This is a genomic window from Agromyces hippuratus (assembly GCF_013410355.1).
Taxonomy (GTDB): Bacteria; Actinomycetota; Actinomycetes; order Actinomycetales; family Microbacteriaceae; genus Agromyces; species Agromyces hippuratus.
This window is the reverse complement of sequence record NZ_JACCFI010000001.1, coordinates 211,482-227,902: the sequence shown is the minus strand read 5'-3', so window position 1 is coordinate 227,902 and position 16,421 is coordinate 211,482. Positions and strand designations below refer to the sequence as shown.

Annotated in this window: 15 protein-coding genes; 4 read left to right on the top strand and 11 right to left on the bottom strand. The window is 71.4% G+C overall.

The features are described from left to right. The first annotated feature begins 102 nt into the window (after positions 1-102). Positions 103-579, top strand: coding sequence for an SRPBCC family protein (locus BJY17_RS01010; RefSeq protein WP_179549729.1), 477 nt, complete (start codon positions 103-105; stop codon positions 577-579). A 19-nt stretch (positions 580-598) separates the two neighbouring features. On the opposite strand, the gene BJY17_RS01005 is transcribed toward BJY17_RS01010, so the two are convergent. Further along, on the bottom strand, positions 599-2,722 hold the full coding sequence (locus BJY17_RS01005; protein WP_246303629.1) for a DEAD/DEAH box helicase: 2,124 nt from the start codon (positions 2,720-2,722) through the stop codon (positions 599-601). Positions 2,723-2,980: 258 nt separating this feature from the next. Here BJY17_RS01005 and BJY17_RS01000 point away from each other — a divergent pair, with 258 nt between their 5' ends. Beyond that, positions 2,981-3,184, top strand: coding sequence for a hypothetical protein (locus tag BJY17_RS01000; RefSeq protein WP_179549727.1), 204 nt, complete (start codon positions 2,981-2,983; stop codon positions 3,182-3,184). A gap of 34 nt (positions 3,185-3,218) precedes the next feature. Here the strand turns inward: BJY17_RS01000 and BJY17_RS00995 are convergent, their stop codons facing one another. Together BJY17_RS00995 and BJY17_RS00990 are read right to left on the bottom strand one after the other, a co-directional pair. Further along, positions 3,219-5,171, bottom strand: coding sequence for a DUF2207 domain-containing protein (locus tag BJY17_RS00995; protein ID WP_179549726.1), 1,953 nt, complete (start codon positions 5,169-5,171; stop codon positions 3,219-3,221). 61 nt (positions 5,172-5,232) lie between these two features. Next, entirely contained in the window at positions 5,233-7,536 is a 2,304-nt protein-coding gene (locus BJY17_RS00990; RefSeq protein ID WP_179552651.1) for a heavy metal translocating P-type ATPase, read from the bottom strand. A 135-nt stretch (positions 7,537-7,671) separates the two neighbouring features. Here BJY17_RS00990 and BJY17_RS00985 point away from each other — a divergent pair, with 135 nt between their 5' ends. Next, a complete protein-coding gene (locus BJY17_RS00985) occupies positions 7,672-7,950 on the top strand; it encodes a metal-sensitive transcriptional regulator (protein WP_179549725.1) in 279 nt (92 codons plus the stop codon). A gap of 8 nt (positions 7,951-7,958) precedes the next feature. After that, a complete protein-coding gene (locus BJY17_RS00980) occupies positions 7,959-8,507 on the top strand; it encodes an O-acetyl-ADP-ribose deacetylase (protein ID WP_179549724.1) in 549 nt (182 codons plus the stop codon). Positions 8,508-8,517: 10 nt separating this feature from the next. Here the strand turns inward: BJY17_RS00980 and BJY17_RS00975 are convergent, their stop codons facing one another. The 8 genes from BJY17_RS00975 to BJY17_RS00940 form a co-directional block, all read right to left on the bottom strand. Next, positions 8,518-9,513, bottom strand: a complete 996-nt coding sequence (locus BJY17_RS00975) for a glycerophosphodiester phosphodiesterase (protein ID WP_179549723.1) — start codon at positions 9,511-9,513, stop codon at positions 8,518-8,520. Positions 9,514-9,635: 122 nt separating this feature from the next. After that, the gene (locus BJY17_RS00970) at positions 9,636-11,123 is read right to left on the bottom strand and encodes an SDR family oxidoreductase (RefSeq protein ID WP_179549722.1); all 1,488 of its coding nucleotides are present in this window, start codon (positions 11,121-11,123) and stop codon (positions 9,636-9,638) included. Between the two features lie 30 nt (positions 11,124-11,153). Beyond that, on the bottom strand, positions 11,154-11,393 hold the full coding sequence (locus BJY17_RS00965) for a hypothetical protein (protein ID WP_179549721.1): 240 nt from the start codon (positions 11,391-11,393) through the stop codon (positions 11,154-11,156). A 7-nt stretch (positions 11,394-11,400) separates the two neighbouring features. Then, on the bottom strand, positions 11,401-12,261 hold the full coding sequence (locus BJY17_RS00960) for an aldehyde dehydrogenase family protein (RefSeq protein WP_179549720.1): 861 nt from the start codon (positions 12,259-12,261) through the stop codon (positions 11,401-11,403). Then, the gene (locus BJY17_RS00955; RefSeq protein ID WP_179549719.1) at positions 12,258-13,844 is read right to left on the bottom strand and encodes an aldehyde dehydrogenase family protein; all 1,587 of its coding nucleotides are present in this window, start codon (positions 13,842-13,844) and stop codon (positions 12,258-12,260) included. Before BJY17_RS00955 ends, BJY17_RS00960 begins: the two co-directional genes overlap by 4 nt. A 10-nt stretch (positions 13,845-13,854) precedes the next feature. Then, positions 13,855-14,862 carry a deoxyribose-phosphate aldolase gene (gene deoC / locus BJY17_RS00950; protein ID WP_179549718.1) on the bottom strand — a complete coding sequence of 336 codons (1,008 nt, stop codon included), beginning with the start codon at positions 14,860-14,862 and terminating at the stop codon, positions 13,855-13,857. Positions 14,863-14,904: 42 nt separating this feature from the next. After that, positions 14,905-15,849, bottom strand: a complete 945-nt coding sequence (locus BJY17_RS00945; RefSeq protein WP_179549717.1) for a sugar-binding transcriptional regulator — start codon at positions 15,847-15,849, stop codon at positions 14,905-14,907. Positions 15,850-15,993: 144 nt separating this feature from the next. After that, positions 15,994-16,404 (bottom strand): hypothetical protein, encoded by a 411-nt coding sequence (locus BJY17_RS00940; protein ID WP_179549716.1) that lies wholly within the window; start codon positions 16,402-16,404, stop codon positions 15,994-15,996. Positions 16,405-16,421 lie beyond the last annotated feature (17 nt).

Below are 16,421 nucleotides of genomic sequence, written 5' to 3'. Positions count from 1 at the left end.
GCACGACTCCGGGAAGTCTAGCGAACCTCGACTTCCCCTTCCGACGGGTATAAGCCTGTACACGACACGACACCATCACGACGCACGACGAGGAGACCCCGCATGCCCGACACGACGCGCCCCGAACTCGATCTGACCGTCTCGCGCATCATCCGAGCCCCTCGCCGAGCGGTCTGGGACGCCTGGGCCGACCCCCGGCGCTTCGAGCAGTGGTGGGTCCCGGCGCCCGAGGTCTGCCGGGTGATCGAGATGGACCTCCGCCCCGGTGGGTCGTTCCGCACCGAGTTCAGCAAGGACGGCGCCGCGTTCGACCCGCACATCACAGGGTGCTTCCTCGCGGTCGACGACCTCGAGCGGATCGTCTGGACGGACGCGCTCGTCTCGGGCTGGCGCCCGGCCGAGGCGTCGTTCGTGACCGCCGCCTTCCGCATGCGCGACCACCCAGACGGCACCGAGTACTCCGCGACCGCGATGCACCGGAACGTCGCCGACCGCGATCGGCACGATCAGCTCGGCTTCCACGACGCGTGGGGCACAGTCACGCGCCAGCTCGCTGAAATCGCCGAGTCGCACGCCTGACGGCAGCTCCGCCTTACGGCTACAGTGCGCCGTCGAGCGCCTGCCGCAGCAGGTGCTGCAGGGCGTCCAGCTGCACCGAATCCGCAGAGCCGGGCTCGACATCGCTGCCGTCGAGCGCTCGGGCGGCGAGCCCCTGCTTCGAGTCGATGAGTTCGGCGATGCGCGCGTCGATGGTGTGCGCGGCGATGATGCGCCACGCGGTGACGGGCTCGTCCTGACCGATGCGGTGCACGCGGTCGATGGCCTGCGTCTGCTCCGCCGCGGTCCAGCTCAGTTCGGCGAGCACGACGTTCGACGCGGCCTGGAGGTTCACGCCGACGCCTGCCGCAGTGAGCGAGCAGACGGCGACGGCGACCTCGGGGTCATTGTTGAACGCGTCGATGGCGGCCTGGCGCTGCAGGGCGGTCTGGTCGCCGCGGAGCGACACGGTGCGCAGCTCGCGTGCGGCGAAGGCCGCCTCGGCCTGGTCCATGACGTCGATGTGCTTGGCGAAGAACACGACCTTGCCGACCGAGCGCGCGAGCTGGGCCGCGTAGTCGGCGGCGAGCCCGGCCTTGGCCTGACCGATGCGGCGCACCATCGTGAAGACGTTCTCGCCCGACTTCGTCGCCTTCGACTCCTCGAGCTCGGCGCTCGCGACGGCACGGATGAACTGGTCGCGCTGGTCTTCGTCGAGGTCGCCGACGCGCAGGTGCCGCGCCTCGACGAGCGCGCGGAAGCGCCCGGCGAGGCGGTTGCCGAGCTCGCGCTCGGCGGCGCGCACCGAGCGACCGAGCTCGTCGTCGAGTTCGACGGGAAGGTCGGCGATGCGCTTGGCGGGCAGGTCGGCGGCGACGTCGACCTTGCGGCGGCGCACGATGCCGAGGTCGATCACGGCGCGGCGTGCGGCGCTGTAGAAGCCGGGCTCGGCGGGCGTGAGCCCCGACTCCTCGAGCTTGCCGAGCAGCTCGGGCGACGGCTTGTCGCCCTCGATCCAGCCGAGGAACTTCCAGATGGCGCGGAAGTCGTCGACGTCGTTGATGAGCGGCGTGCCCGTGAGGGCGAGCAGCAGCGGGTCGCCGCCCGGCGCGGCACGACGGATGCGGTCGGCGAGGGCGAGCACGTTCTTCGAACGCTGCGACTGCAGGTTCTTGATGAAGTGCGCCTCGTCGACGACCATGCCCTTGAACCCGAGCGTCGACAGCCACGCCATGTGCCGGTCGAGCACGTCGTAGTTGACGATGACGACGTCGGCGAAGGCGTCGAGCGTGTCGCCGTCGCCGTGGATGACGGTCGCGCGGCGATGCGGGGTCCACCGCTCGACCTCGCGCGCCCAGTTCATCTTCACGACGTTCGGCACGACCGCGAGCAGCGGGTAGGCGCCGGCGACGGATGCCGCGAGCACCGACTGCGCCGTCTTGCCGAGGCCCGGCTCGTCGGCGAGCAGGAACGTGCGATGACCGAGCCGAGCGCTCTCGATGAAGCGCGCCTGGTGCTTCATGAGCTCGAGGCCGCGCGGCGCGAGCCGGTCGACCTTCGGCGCCTCGGGCAGCTCCATCGTGGCGGCCTGGCCGCCGGAGCCGACCTCGAACGACTTGAACAGCGGGCCGAGCAGCTCCCAGTTGGCGAGCCGGCGCACCGGCACGACCGGAGCGGCCTGCTTCGAGAAGTCGGGTGCGAGGAACGGGTTCGCGAGCTGCCGCGAGCGCACGGATGCCGGGATCACCTGGTTCTCGCTGAGCACGGGCGTCACCTCTGCCTCGCGAGTGATGATGAGCTCGTCGGGCGACAGCTCGGCACCCGACTCGAGCAGCCAGTCGCGGCGGAACCGCTGCGCGACGGTCGAGATCGAGGCGTCGGGCTCGAGCAGCGCGATGAGGCTCGTGTCGCGGGCCGCGGTCTTCGCGAGGATCTGCGCGATGCCGTCGAGTCGTTTGAGGAGCTCGGAGCGCGCGGCATCCGTGATCTCGGTGTCGGCCTTGACCCGGGCGCGCTCCTCGCGCATGAGGAGTGCGATCACCTGGAACTTCGTGCGGTTCGTCGGGCCGAGCTTGCCCTTCTGCGCCTTCTGTTCCACCTCGCGCACCTTGCGCGCGAGGATCGGGATGATCGGTGCGTCATCGTCACGCGAACGCGTGCGCTGCCGCTGCCTCGTCTGGGCCAATGGTCCTCCAGTGTCTGGGCCGAATCCGTTTGAGCCGAATCCGGCGCCCCCCTCGACATCGTGAGATGTTCGAGACCGCTCGGCGGCACCGAACTGGTCGGTGGCCCGCGGTGCGCGAATCCCGAACCGAGCAGCGCGCGAACTCGGGTTCATTCACACCCAGCTCACGCGGTCGGACGAAGAACGGATTCGTCGTGCGCAGAGCCAGTCTAACCTCAACCCCGTGCAAGATCGGCGCGACAGGCCTACCCTTGCCTCATGGACGGTCTCGCAGGTGCGGGCGACGACCTCTCGCCCGATGACGAATTCACGGTGTCGCAAGACACGGAGTTCGAGGAACTCGACGACGCTGCCGACGACGACGCGCGTTCGATCGACGACAGCCTCGACGACGAGGTGCCCGGCCTCGACGCCGAGCGCCGGGTCGATCTCGGCGACGAACCGGGGGTCGCCGCCGAGTAGCGTTCGGCGTGCGGGTGGCGCGGCATCGCGACGGTCAGACCCCGCCGCCCCCGCCTCCGCCGCCTCCGCCGCCCGCTGAGCCGCCGCCGCCGGACCCGCTCGACCCCGAGCTCGATGCCGATCCCGACCACGACGAGCTCGAGGCGGATGAGAACGACGAGATGCCCGACGCGAGCACCCCGGCGTTGAACCCGCTGGATCCGGAGTACCAGCTGGGCTCCGTGCCGACCTGCTCGTGCAGCGCTGAGAGCACCTCGGCCCATTCGCGCTCGAGGCCGAAGAGCACGGCATAGGGCAGCAGGCGCTCGTTGAGCTTCAGCACGGTCACCGGGTCGAGGGCGACGGTCGAGACCGGCGCGCCTGCGGCATCCGTCGCGGCCGCCGCATCGGATGCCGCGGGCCGCTCCACCCTGAGGGCACCGCTCGGGCTCTGCAGCACGCGGAGCCGGTCGGCCTCGGCGAGCCGGATGTAGAGACGCAGGCCCTCGAGGTGGTCGCGGAGCTCGCGGCCCTGCTCGGTGAGCGGACGTACGCTGGCGACGGCCACGAGCGTCAGCACCGCCGCGAGGAAGGCGATGCCGAAGCAGACGGCCGGCCAGAACCCGCCCATCTGGGCGTCGAGCGCGATGACGCCGAGCACGAACGAGAGGATCGCGGCCACGCCGGCGATCACGAGGAGCAGCACCCGGAGCCCGAGGGCTGGCCGGCGGCGGAGGCCCGATGCGACCACGCGCTTGCCGATCGCCTGATTGATCGCGTACAGGCGCTTGCCGAGCGCCGTGTCGTTCGCGAGCTCGCGCCGCTCACCGGCTCGGCGGTCGCGGAAGAGCGCCGACACGACCGCATCGGCATCGGGATCGGCAGGTGCGCCGCCGCCCACGTACTCGACGGCGTACTTCCTCCTGCCGGATTCGACGATGCGCAACTGACCGGCGACCGCCCGTTCGAGGATCGTCGCGGTCACGCCCTTCGCCGACGCCCCGACCAGATCGGCGGCGGCGAGCGTCGAGACGCCCGGCGGCGGCTCGTACTGGGCGATGATCGTGCCGCGCCCTGGATGGTCGCGCCACCGGGTGAGGCGCAGGAACAGCGCCGCCGCCGCGGAGAGCACGGCGATCACGGCTGCGACGGCCCCGCCGACCGCAGCGGGCGACGAGCCGAACGCCTCGTCGCGCGGCACGAAGGTGTCGGCGTCGAACGCCAGCGCCAGGGTGAGTGTCTCGAGCGGCAGCAGGTCGAGCGCCTCGGCCGTGATGACGGGCGGTTGCGACTCCTCCTGGAGCGAGTCGCAGGGCGTGCTCGAGCCCTCAGCACCGCGATAGCAGGCGACCGCGCCGGTGCGGGCCGCCTCGAGGTCGTCGCTCAGGTGCAACTCGGCGCTCACCCGCCCGAACGGCTGGGCCCAGCCGGTGCCGTTCACATCCCAGTAGAACTCGTCGACATTCGCATCGTCGGGCTGCAGCGTGACGTTGTGCTGCCGATAGCTGATGACGTAGGTCTGCTCGCCGTGCACGAAGTCGTCGGCACGGATCGTGACGTAGAGGAAGTCCCCGTCATCGTCGTCGTCGGATTCCTCGACCTCGAACGAACGCGGCGCGCCGGTGCCGTCGGAGACCGTGATCTGCTCGATGTCGGTCGGGTGCCCGCGGTAGGAGCTCGGGATCGCACGCCGGATGCCGCGGTTCTGGTCGAACTCGGGGAACCGGGCGACGAGCGTCTCGGTCGCGTCGAGCACCGAGCGGCCGCCGTCGTCGCGCGAGAGCTCGTAGACGGCGTCGAAGGAATCGAAGGTGAAGTCGTCGAGGCCGCTGGAGACACCTCCGATGACGGATGCCGCGGGCTCGGCGAGGGTTCGCGATACTGCGGCTGCTGCGGCGCTCGGGGCTGCGGTCACGACCGCTGCGGCCGGAAGCGCCGCGGCGAGCGCGGCCACGAGTCCGACGGCCGCGGCAGCGATGCCGATCAGTGCGGTTCGGGAGCGGCGCATGCACCTACGCTAGCGCGGTCGCGGGCCCCGACGACCATCCGTTCGGGGCCCGCGTCGCAGCTCATGCCCGGCGAAGGCGAAGGCTGTTCAACACCACGAACACGCTCGAGAAGGCCATCGCGGCGCCCGCGATCATCGGGTTCAGGAACCCCGCCGCCGCGAGCGGGATCGCCGCGACGTTGTAGGCGAACGCCCAGAACAGGTTGCCCTTGATCGTGCGGAGCGTCGCCCGCGCGAGGGAGATCGCATCGGCGATGGCACCCGGCTCGTCGCGCGTGAGCGCGAGGTCGCTCGCCGAAGCCGCGGCGTCGGTGCCCCCGCCCATCGCGATGCCGAGGTCTGCGGCGGCGAGCGCCGCGGCGTCGTTCACGCCGTCGCCGACCATCGCGACCCTGCGGCCTTCGGCCTGCTCGCGCCGGACGATCTCGAGTTTGCCCTCGGGGCTCACCCCGGCGTGCACCTCGTCGATGCCGAGCGCTGCGGCCACGCGAGCCGCCGGCCGTTCGGCGTCGCCCGTCACGAGCGCGGGGCGGAGGCCGAGGGCGCGGAGCCGGTCGACCGTCTCACGGGCGCCGTCGCGCACCCGGTCGCCGACCTCGATGAGCGCCCGCACCTCTCCGGCGGATCCGACGGCGACGAGGGTGTGATCGGATGCCGCCGCCCGCGCCTCGAGCGCCGCCGGCATGCGGTAGCCGAGCTCGACGAGGAACGCCGGACGCCCGGCGGCCGCGGGCACCCCGTCGACCACGCCCGAGACGCCGAGCCCGGCGTGGGCCCGGAAGTCGTGCATCTGCAGGCCGCGCCACGCCGAGCCCGAGGCATCCGCCCCGTCGACGATCGCCCGCGCGACCGGGTGCTCGGAGCCGCGCTCGAGCGCCGCAGCGAGATCCAGGGCGGCGGCACCCTCGATGCTCTCGCCACCCTCCGCGCCGTCGGCGGCCGTCACACCGGTGAGGCTCATGCGGCCGGTGGTCAGGGTGCCGGTCTTGTCGAGGAGGATCGTGTCGACGTCGCCCGCACGGTCGAGCGCCTCGGGTCCGGTGATGAGGATGCCGCGTTCGGCGCCCCGCCCGGTGCCGACGAGGATCGCCATCGGCGTCGCGAGGCCGAGCGCGCAGGGGCAGGCGATGACGAGCACGGCGACCGCCGCGGTGATGGCCTGCTCGACCGGGCTGCCGGTGGCGACCCAGACGATCGCGGTCGCCGCGGCGAGCGCGATGACGATCGGCACGAACACCGCCGAGATGCGGTCGGCGAGGCGCTGGGCGCGCGACTTGCCGAGCTGCGCGTCCTCGACGAGGCGCGCGATCTGCGCGAGCCGGGTGTCGGTGCCGACGCGCTCGGCCGCCACGACGAGGCTGCCGCCGTGCACGATCGTCGCCGCGGTCACCGACGCTCCGGGCGCCACGTCAACCGGTGCCGGCTCGCCGGTCAGCATGCTCTCGTCGACGCCGGCCTCGCCGCGCACCACGACACCGTCGGCGGCGATGCGCTCGCCGGGTCGCACGACGAAGCGGTCGCCGGGGCGGAGCGCCGCGATCGACGCCCGCTCCTCGCGCTCTTCGGCGCCCTCGCCCCGCAGCACCGAGACCTCGCGCGGCGCGAGTTCGAGGAGGGTGCGCAGCGACTGGCCGGCACGCCGCTTCGAGCGCTGCTCGAGCACCCGCCCGAGCAGCAGGATCGTGATGACGCCCGCGGCCACCTCGAGGTAGATGTCTCCCCCGGGGGCGCCGCGCACCCCGAAGGTCCACTCGTGCGTCATGCCCGGCATGCCGGCGTGCCCGAAGAAGAGCGACCAGAGCGACCAGGCGAACGCGGTGAGCGTGCCGAGCGAGACCAGCGTGTCCATCGTGAGCGAACCGTGGCGGAGGTTCACGGCCGCCGCCCGGTGGAACGGCCAGCCGCCCCAGACGACGACCGGCGCCGCGAGCATGAGCGAGAACCACTGCCAGTAGGTGAACTGCAGGGCGGGCACCATCGCGAGCACCACGACGGGCACGGTGAGCGCGGCCGACACCACGAGACGGGTCATGAGCGGGTCGGATGCCGCAGCGCTCGCCTGCCCGGCGGCGCTCGCCTCCCCCGCCTCGGCGGGCAGGACTTCGGAACCTCGAGCCGACGCACCGTGCGCTGCGGAACCGGTCTCGGCGTGTCCGCCCGGGTCTCCGAGGTTCTGCTCGGTCGGGGCCGCGGGCACATGGGCGGTGTAGCCCGCCTGGCGCACCGCCTCGACGAGTTCGTCGATCGACGTCGTCGCCGGGAATCGCACGCGTGCCTTCTCGGTCGCGAGGTTGACCTCGGCCTCGACGCCGTCGAGCCTGCCGAGCCGTTTCTCGACTCTCCCGACGCAGCTCGCACACGTCATGCCCTCGATGCCGAGGTCGATCGTGCGGGTCTCCTGCTGCAGCAAATCCGTCACTCTCCTTCATCTGATGGTCTCTCGCCGAATCCCAACAGTACCCCCCTGGGGTATCTGGCGCAAACGGGGTATCCTGTTCAGGTGATCGAGGACATCAAGAAGCGCGCACTGCACCGCACGAAGATCATCGAGGGCCAGCTGCGCGGCATCGAGAAGATGATCGACAACGACGACTACTGCGTCGACATCATCACGCTCTCCCTGGCCGTGCAGAAGTCGCTCGGCTCCCTCAACAAGCTCCTCGTCGAGAATCACCTGCGCACGCACGTGACCGAGATGTACGACGCCGGCGGCGAGCAGCGCGAGGCCGCCGTGGCCGAACTCGTGCGCATCTTCGAGCTCTCCAACAACCGGGGGTAGTCGAGCGGATGCCGCGCATCGAGCTGGTCACGGGCGACATCACCGTGCAGCAGGTCGACGCCATCGTGAACGCGGCCAACTCCTCGCTGCTCGGCGGCGGCGGCGTCGACGGCGCGATCCACGCGGCGGGCGGTCCCGAGATCCTCGCCGAGTGCCGTCGCCTTCGCGCGACCGCCCTGCCCGACGGCCTGCCGACGGGCGAGGCCGTCGCGACGAGCGCGGGCCGGCTTCCCGCGCGCTGGGTCATCCACACGGTCGGCCCGGTCTGGCCCGGCGACGGTCCGGAAGGCGACGCCGGGCGAGAACTGCTCGCCGCCGCCTACCGGAACTCCCTCGGCCTCGCCGAGTCGCTCGGAGCCGCCACCGTCGCCCTTCCCGCCGTCTCGGCCGGCGTCTACGGATGGCCCGCAACGGATGCCGCGCGCGTGGCGCTCTCGGCGGCGGCCGCCTCACCGGGGCCGGGGCTCATCCGATTCGCGCTCTTCTCCCCCACCATGCACGGCGTCTTCGCCGACGCCGCTGCCGCCCTCGGCATCGAGGTCGCATCCGCCGATTGAGCGCTCGAGATCACGTGCCCGGCGCCGTGACCGCCAGCCAGTCGTCGAGCTCGCTCGGCTCGTCGGTGATGATGCCGTCGACCCCGAGCGCGCTCACCTCCTCCCAGTGCTCGTGGCTGTTGAGCGTGTAGCAGAGCACGGCGATGCCGGCATCGTGCAGGGCCACGAGCGCCGCCGGTTGAGCCGTCACGGATTCCACGGTCGTGCCGAATCCGATGACGCCGAGTCGCTCGGCCATCGGCAGCGGGTTCGCGGGAAGCTCTCGGATGAGCATGATGCGGGGAATCGTCGGGGCGACGCGCTGCAGCGCGAACAGCGTCTCGAGGCTGAAGCTCTGCAGCACGACCCGGCCGCGAAGCCCGTGGAGCTCGATGAGTCCGGTCACCGCGCGAATACCCGCTGCACCCCAATCGGCCTTCAGCTCGATGAGGGCCCGCGCTTCGTCGCGTTCGGCGAGGGCCTCGAGGAAGGCGTCGAGCGTCGGGACGCGGGTGCCCGCGAACTCCTCGCCGTACCAGGCGCCGACGTCGAGCCGTTCGACCGCGGTGGCGTCCAGCTCGCCGATCGACCGGCTGTCTCCCGTGATGCGCTCGAGTGTCGTGTCGTGGAACAGCACGGGCACCCCGTCGCGGGTGAGCTGCACGTCGGTCTCGACGAACGCGAGTTCGTCCATGGCCAGTTCGAGCGAGGGCATCGTGTTCTCGGGCGCCGCGGCCCGGTCACCGCGGTGCCCGACCGTGAACGCCGGCTCCCCCGGCTCCCGCAGCGCCCCGAAGACGTCGATGGCGTAGACGGTCGGGGGCACCTGCGCGAACAGCAGCACGCCGGCGAGCACGCCCACCGCGAGACACGCGAGCATCGCTCGCGGGCCGCGCGACGACGGGTCGAACCGGAGCCGGCGAGGGGCGGTCGACGCGGCAGGTCGGGATTCGGAGATCTCGCCGGCGGCCTGGGCGGGCCGCCGGCGCGCCCTCGCCTGCGCGAGGGTGTCGAGCGGGTGAAGCACGGGTCGGGCCTTTCCACCGTTCGCGCGCCGTTGCGCGAGCAGTGCAGGTCACTCTAGCAACGCCGTTACCGTTTCGTTACCTCCCGTTCGCGGGTCGCGCGGCTCCGGCAGCCACCGCCAGGTCACTCCGCTGCGTCGAGATGATCGACGCGGAGCGCCGCGGCCTCGGCCTCTGCGGTGATGCGGTTCGCCATGCCGGCGAAGATGATGCCGTGGAAGGGGAAGATCGCCCACCAGTAGAGGCGACCCGAGAGGCCCTTCGGGAAGAACACCGCGCGCTGGCGGTACTCGGCACCGCCCGGCGCCGACCGTGCCTCGAGCTCCAGCCACGCCCGCCCCGGCACCCGCATCTCGGCACGAAGTCGGAGGAAGCTCCCACGGTCGATCGCCTCGACGCGCCAGAAGTCGACGGCGTCGCCGACGTGCAGCGTCTCGGGATCGCGCCGCCCCCGTCGGAGGCCGACCCCGCCGGTGAGCTTGTCCACCCAACCGCGCACCGCCCAGGCGAGTGGGAACGAGTACCATCCGTTCTCACCGCCCACGCCCTCGATGACGCGCCAGAGTTCGCGCGAAGGAGCGGAGGTCCGCCGCTCCCGTGCGTCGAGATAGACCGTGTGCCCCGCCCACTGGGGATCGCTCGGCAGGGGGTCGCTCGGGGCCCCGGCCACCTCGGCGTTGCGCCAGCTCGTCTCGACCTCACCGGCTCGTTCCCGCTCGAGTGCCAACCGTACCGCGACCCGGTAGGGAAGCAGCCCTTCCGGTGGCGGCGGAATGACCCGGTCGATGTCGTGGTCGTGCATCACGCAGTCGAATTGGAGCGATTCGATGATCGGCACGGCGATGCGACGCGGAATCGGAGTCACGAGGTTGACCCACTGCCCCGCGAGCCATGGTGTCAGTACCGGGAGCGCCGCGATCGGTCGCTGCGGCAGGCCCGCCTCGACCGCGTACCCGTTCATGAGCTGCCCGTACCGGAGGATCTCGGGGCCGCCGATGTCGAAGGCACGACTCGCATCGAGGGGCACCTCGGCGGCGGCGATCAGGTAGTACAGCACGTCGCGCACCGCGATCGGCTGGATGAAGCTGCGCACCCAGCGCGGCGCGGGCATGTACGGGAGCACCTCGGTGAGGTGGCGGATCATCTCGAACGACGTCGACCCCGAGCCGATGATCACTCCGGCCTGCAACGCGATCGTCGGCACGCCGGAGGCGAGCAGCACCTCTCCGACCTGTGTGCGCGAGCGCAGGTGGCGCGAGAGTCGCTCGTCCTCGGGGTGCAGTCCGCCGAGGTAGACGAGACGGCCGACGCCGTGCTCGCGCGCGGCCGCCGCGACATTCGCGGCGATTCGCAGCTCGGTCGATGCGAAGTCCCCGCGCCCGCCCATCGAGTGCACCAGGTAGTAGACGACGTCGACGCCCCTGGTCGCAGCGTCGACGGAGGCCCGATCGGCGAGATCGCCCTCGACGACGTCGACCTGATCGCGCCACGGCACGTCTCGCAGACGTTCGGCCCGGCGCGCGAGCACGCGGACCTCGTACCCGGCGTCGAGCAGCCTCGGCACGAGGCGTCCCCCGATGTAGCCGGTCGCTCCAGTCACGAGTACGCGCATGCGCAACCTCCCCACCTGCCGGCGAACGGCCTACGAACGTTCGTTGCCTCGACGATAGTTGCCGCTCGCCCGCGCCAGCAGATGCTGCGCCTGCGTCTCGTCGGCGCGCTGCAGCGCCGCGACGAGTCGTGCGGCCTCGCGTCCGCCGATGGTCATCACCGCACGACCGCCGCGCGAGACGATCATGCCGCCCTGCTTCGTGATGCGGTACTCGAAGGGGTCGGTCGCGAGCCGGCCCCGTTCGTCTGACGCGCCGTTGCGTCCTGCCATCGTGCTCCTATCGCAGGCTCTTCGTGTGCCAGACCGTCTTGGTCTCGGTGAACGCGGCGATGCGGCCGAGCGCCGGCGCCGCGGCATCCGCGCCCGACTCCGGTCGCAGCACGCGCTTCAGCGTGTCTGCGGCGTCGATCTCGAGCGAGACCCAGTCAAGGGCGCCCGCGCCAACGAGGTCGAGCGCATTGACGTCGGCGTGGCTCGCGAGCCACGGAGCGATCTCGGCGGGCGAACCCGTGAGCACGTTGACGACGCCCTTCGGCACGTCGCTCGTGGCGAGCACCTCGGAGAGGCTGATCGCCGACAACGGGAACCGCTCGCTCGCGATCGCCACGACGGAGTTGCCGGCGACGAGGGCCGGCGCGACCGCCGAGACGAAGCCGAGGAGCGAGGAGTCCTGCGGCACGACGACCGCCACGACGCCCGTGGGCTCGGGCACCGAGATGTTGAAGTACGGCCCGGCGACCGGGTTCGCGTTGCCGGCGACCTGGGCGAACTTGTCGGCCCAGCCCGCGTACCAGACCCAGCGGTCGATCGCCTCGTCGACCTGAGCGGATGCCGCGGCGCGCGTGACCCCCTCGGCCTCCTCGATCTCGGCGATGAACTGCGCCCGTCGCCCCTCGAGGAGTTCGGCGATGCGGTAGAGCACCTGGCCGCGGTTGTACGCGGTGGCGCCCGACCAGCCCGAGACGGCGGCCCGTGCGGCGACGACCGCGTCGCGGGCGTCTTTTCGGGAGGCCAGCGCGGCGTTCGCGAGGAACGAGCCGTCGGCGGCGAGCACCTCGTAGGTGCGGCCCGACTCGCTGCGGGGGAAGGCTCCGCCGATGTAGAGCTTGTAGGTCTTCGGCACGGCGAGGCGGCTCATCGCTTCGATCCCTTCGTGGAGGTCTTGAGCGTTCGGGCGGGCTTCGCGGCTCGGGTGCGCTTCGCGGGCGCCGAGGCATCCGCTTCGACGGCCGCGGTCGACGGCGCGGCCGCGATCGCCGCACGGCTCGTCGACGACTGGCCGATCGGGGCGGGCGCGAGGTAGGCGCCGAGCCCGTGCCGGCCGCCCTCGCGGCCGTAGCCCGACTCCTTGTAGCCGCCGAAGGGCGACGCGGGGTCGAAGCGGTTGAAGGTGTTCGCCCAGATGACGCCGGCGCGCAACTGGTCGGCGACCGCGAGGATGCGGCTGCCCTTGTCGGTCCAGATGCCCGCCGAGAGGCCGTAGGGGGTGTTGTTCGCCTTCGCGATGGCCTCGGCCGGGGTGCGGAAGGTCAGCACCGACAGGACCGGGCCGAAGATCTCCTCGCGGGCGATGCGGCTCGAGGTCTGCACTCCCGTGAAGATCGTCGGGGCGAACCAGAAGCCGTTCTCGGGGATGTCGCAGGGCGCGGTCCAGCGTTCGGCGCCCTCTGCCACTCCGATGTCGGAGAGCGTGCGGATGCGCTCGAGCTGCTCCTTCGAGTTGATCGCACCGATGTCGGTGTTCTTGTCGAGCGGGTCGCCGAGGCGGAGCGTCGACAGGCGCAGCTTCAGGCGCTCGACGACCTCGTCGTGGATGTTCTCCTGCACGAGGAGGCGCGAGCCGGCGCAGCAGACGTGCCCCTGGTTGAAGAAGATGCCGTTGACGATGCCCTCGATGGCCTGGTCGATGGGCGCGTCGTCGAAGACGATGTTCGCGGCCTTGCCGCCCAGCTCGAGCGTGACCTTCTTGTCGGTGCCGGCGACCTGCTTGGCGATCGCACGGCCCACGCCGGTCGATCCGGTGAAGGCGACCTTGTCGACGCCCTCGTGCGCGACGAGCGCTGCGCCGGTGTCGCCCGCGCCCGTGATGATGTTCACGACGCCGGCGGGCAGCTCGGCCTGCTGCAGGATCTCGGCGAAGATGAGCGCCGTCAGGGGCGTCGTCTCTGCGGGCTTCAGCACGACGGTGTTGCCGGCGGCGAGTGCCGGAGCGATCTTCCACGCGAGCATCAGCAGCGGGAAGTTCCACGGGATCACCTGCGCGGCGACGCCGAGCGAGCGGGGGTTCGCGCCGAGGCCGGCATGATCGAGCTTGTCGGCCCAGCCCGCGTAGTAGAAGAACCAGGCGGCGACGAGGGGCACGTCGACGTCGCGCGACTCCTTGATCGGCTTGCCGTTGTCGAGCGACTCGGCGACGGCGAGCTCGCGGGCCCGCTCCTGCACGAGACGTGCGATGCGGAAGAGGTACTTGCCGCGGTCGCGACCGCTCATCTTCGACCAGGTGCGATCGTAGGCGCGGCGGGCGGCGGCCACTGCGGCGTCGACGTCTGCGGCGTTCGCGTTGGCGATCATCGCGATGCGCTCTTCGGTCGCCGGGCTGATGGTCTGGAACGGTTCGCCGCGGCCGTCGACGAACTCGCCGTCGATGAAGAGGCCGTAGCTGTCGCGGAGCGAGAGGATCGCCCGCGACTCGGGGGCGGGTGCGTAGTCGAGGAAGCTCATGATGTCCGTCTCAGTCGATCGTCACGTAGTCGGCGCCGGAGTAGTGCCCGGTCGCGATCTTCTGCCGCTGCAGCAGCACGTCGTTCAGCAGGCTCGAGGCGCCGAAGCGGAAGAGGTGCGGTTGCAGCCAGTCTTCGCCGACGGTCTCGGCGACCGTCACGAGGTACTTGATGGCGTCTTTCGACGAGCGGATGCCGCCGGCCGGCTTCACACCGATGCGCTGGCCGGTCGCGAGGTGCCAGTCGCGCACGACCTCGAGCATGAGGAGGGTGACGGGCAGGGTGGCCGCGGGGGCCACCTTGCCGGTCGAGGTCTTGATGAAGTCGCCGCCCGCGAGGATCGAGAGCCACGATGCGCGGCGCACGTTGTCGTAGGTGACGAGTTCGCCGGTCTCGAGGATCACCTTGAGGCTCGCGCTCGTGCCGTCGGGCCGGGCGCAGGCCGCCTTCACGGCGGCGATCTGGTCGAAGACGAGGCCGTAGCGGCCCGCGAGGAAGGCGCCGCGGTCGATGACCATGTCGATCTCGTCGGCACCCGCTGCGACCGCCTCTGCGGTGTCGGCGAGCTTGATGTCGAGCGAGGCGCGCCCGCTCGGGAACGCCGTCGCCACCGCGGCGACCGAGATCAGGCCGTCGTCGGGGTCGCCGTGCGCACCGCCGAGGGCCTCGACCGCGTACGGCACCATGTCGCCGTAGACGCAGACGGCGGCGACGCGCGGCGTCGAGGCGTCGGACGGATCGGGGTTGACCGCCTTCGCGACGAGCGAGCGCACCTTGCCGGGGGTGTCGGCGCCTTCGAGGGTCGTGAGGTCGATGAGCTCGATGATGCGGTCGAGCGCCCACTTCTTGGAGCTCGTCTTGATCGAACGGGTGCCGAGCCCGGCAGCGCGCTGCTCGAGGCCGACGGCGTCGACGCCGGCGATGCCGTGCAGGTAGCGCCGCAGGGTCGCATCGTCGGGCTCACCGCCGAGCACGGCGATGGCCCGCTCGCGGGCGGAGACGAGGGAGGTGCCTGACATGAGAGGAGACCTGGCTTTCGTGAGTGGTGCGATGAGGCGGCGTCAGCCGTCGAGGAGATGGAGGGCGGTGGCCTCGTCGGTGACGAGCACCGAGCAGAGCCGGCTGCGCACGACCGCGTCGGCGACGGCGTGCTTGCCGGGGCCCGAGATGACGGCGATCGCGAGCTGCGCACGACGCAGTTCGTCGAGCGTGAGCCCCACGGTGCGCGCGTCGAGCGCCGGGTCGACGATGTTGCCGTCGGAGTCGATGTAGCGGCCGACGACGTCGCCGACGGCGCCCTTCTGCACGAGCAGGTCGACATCGGGCACCGAGAGGTACCCGCTCTCGACGTGCACCGAGGAGTGGTCGGCGGCACCGGCGCTGAAGAGGTAGGCGTCGGCGGAGCGGGCGAGCTCGATGACGCCTGCGACGACGCGGTCGGACTCGATCGCCTCTTTCGTCTCGAGGCGCTCGAGGATCGCGGGGCTCGGCAGCAGGGTGGCGCTGCCGCCGCCCTTCTGCGCGATGCCGACCGCGGTGGCCGCAGCGGTGCCGGGCCGGCGGTTGAGGCTCACGCCGCCGTTGATCTGCACGACGTTGACGCCGGTCGCCCAGCCCTGCCGCAGGTGCTGGGAGATCTCGAAGAGTGTGCGGCCCCAGCTCACGCCGAGCGTGCGCGGCACCGGTCGCAGGGCGGTGAGGTAGTCGGCTGCGGCCTGGGCCGTGCGCGCCTGCAGCTCTTCGGGCGAGGTCACGCCGGCGGTCGAGACGACGATGGCATCGGCGAGGCCGCGCTCGTCGCGCAGCCGACGCTCGATCGGCAGGCGCCGCGCCCGCGGGTGCAGGATCTCGATGCGGATGAACCCGCGCTGCTTCGCCTGGGCGAGGAGCCGCCCGACCTTCCACCGGGTGAGGCGAAGCGCCTGCCCGATCTCGTCTTGGGTCTTGTTCTCCTCGTAGTAGAGCTCAGCCGCCCTGATCGAGAGCAGTTCGTCGATCTCGTCCATGCGCCTCCTCGTTCCCCCTCCAGCGTAGGCACGTGGGTGCGCATCAGCAACACTCGCAGGCGATCGTGCTCATATGAGCAGAGCGGCGGATGCCGCGCGCGCTCGAGCGAGCGCCGAGCCGCGGCCGGCGCTGCGATGAGGCGTTCAGCCTCCGAGCAACGGGGGTTGATCCTGCACCCGCACGGCCGCCGCGGCCCCCGTGGGTGCGGCAGTCCTCCCGCGATGCCGCACGAGCACGACCGCGCTGATGCCCACGAGCACGATGAACGCGATCGAGAGCGCACCGAGTGCGAACCAGTTCGCATCGAGCCCGAGCACGATGCCCGCAGAGACGACCGTGATGCCGGCGGCGGCGAGCTTCGACCCGGTCTTGAGCTTCAACGCCGGTGAGAACCGGCCTCCGGGTCCGTCGCCGTCGGCGAGCAGCAGGTCGGCGAACGAGTCGATCGTCGCGAAGAGCGCCCCGCTGTAGGCGAGTGCGCACCCGAGCGCCCCCCAGAGGTTCGGTGCCTTCGGCGCCGCGACGACCTCGGCGAGTTGCAGGAAGGTGTCCATGGCACCCGGATACTACG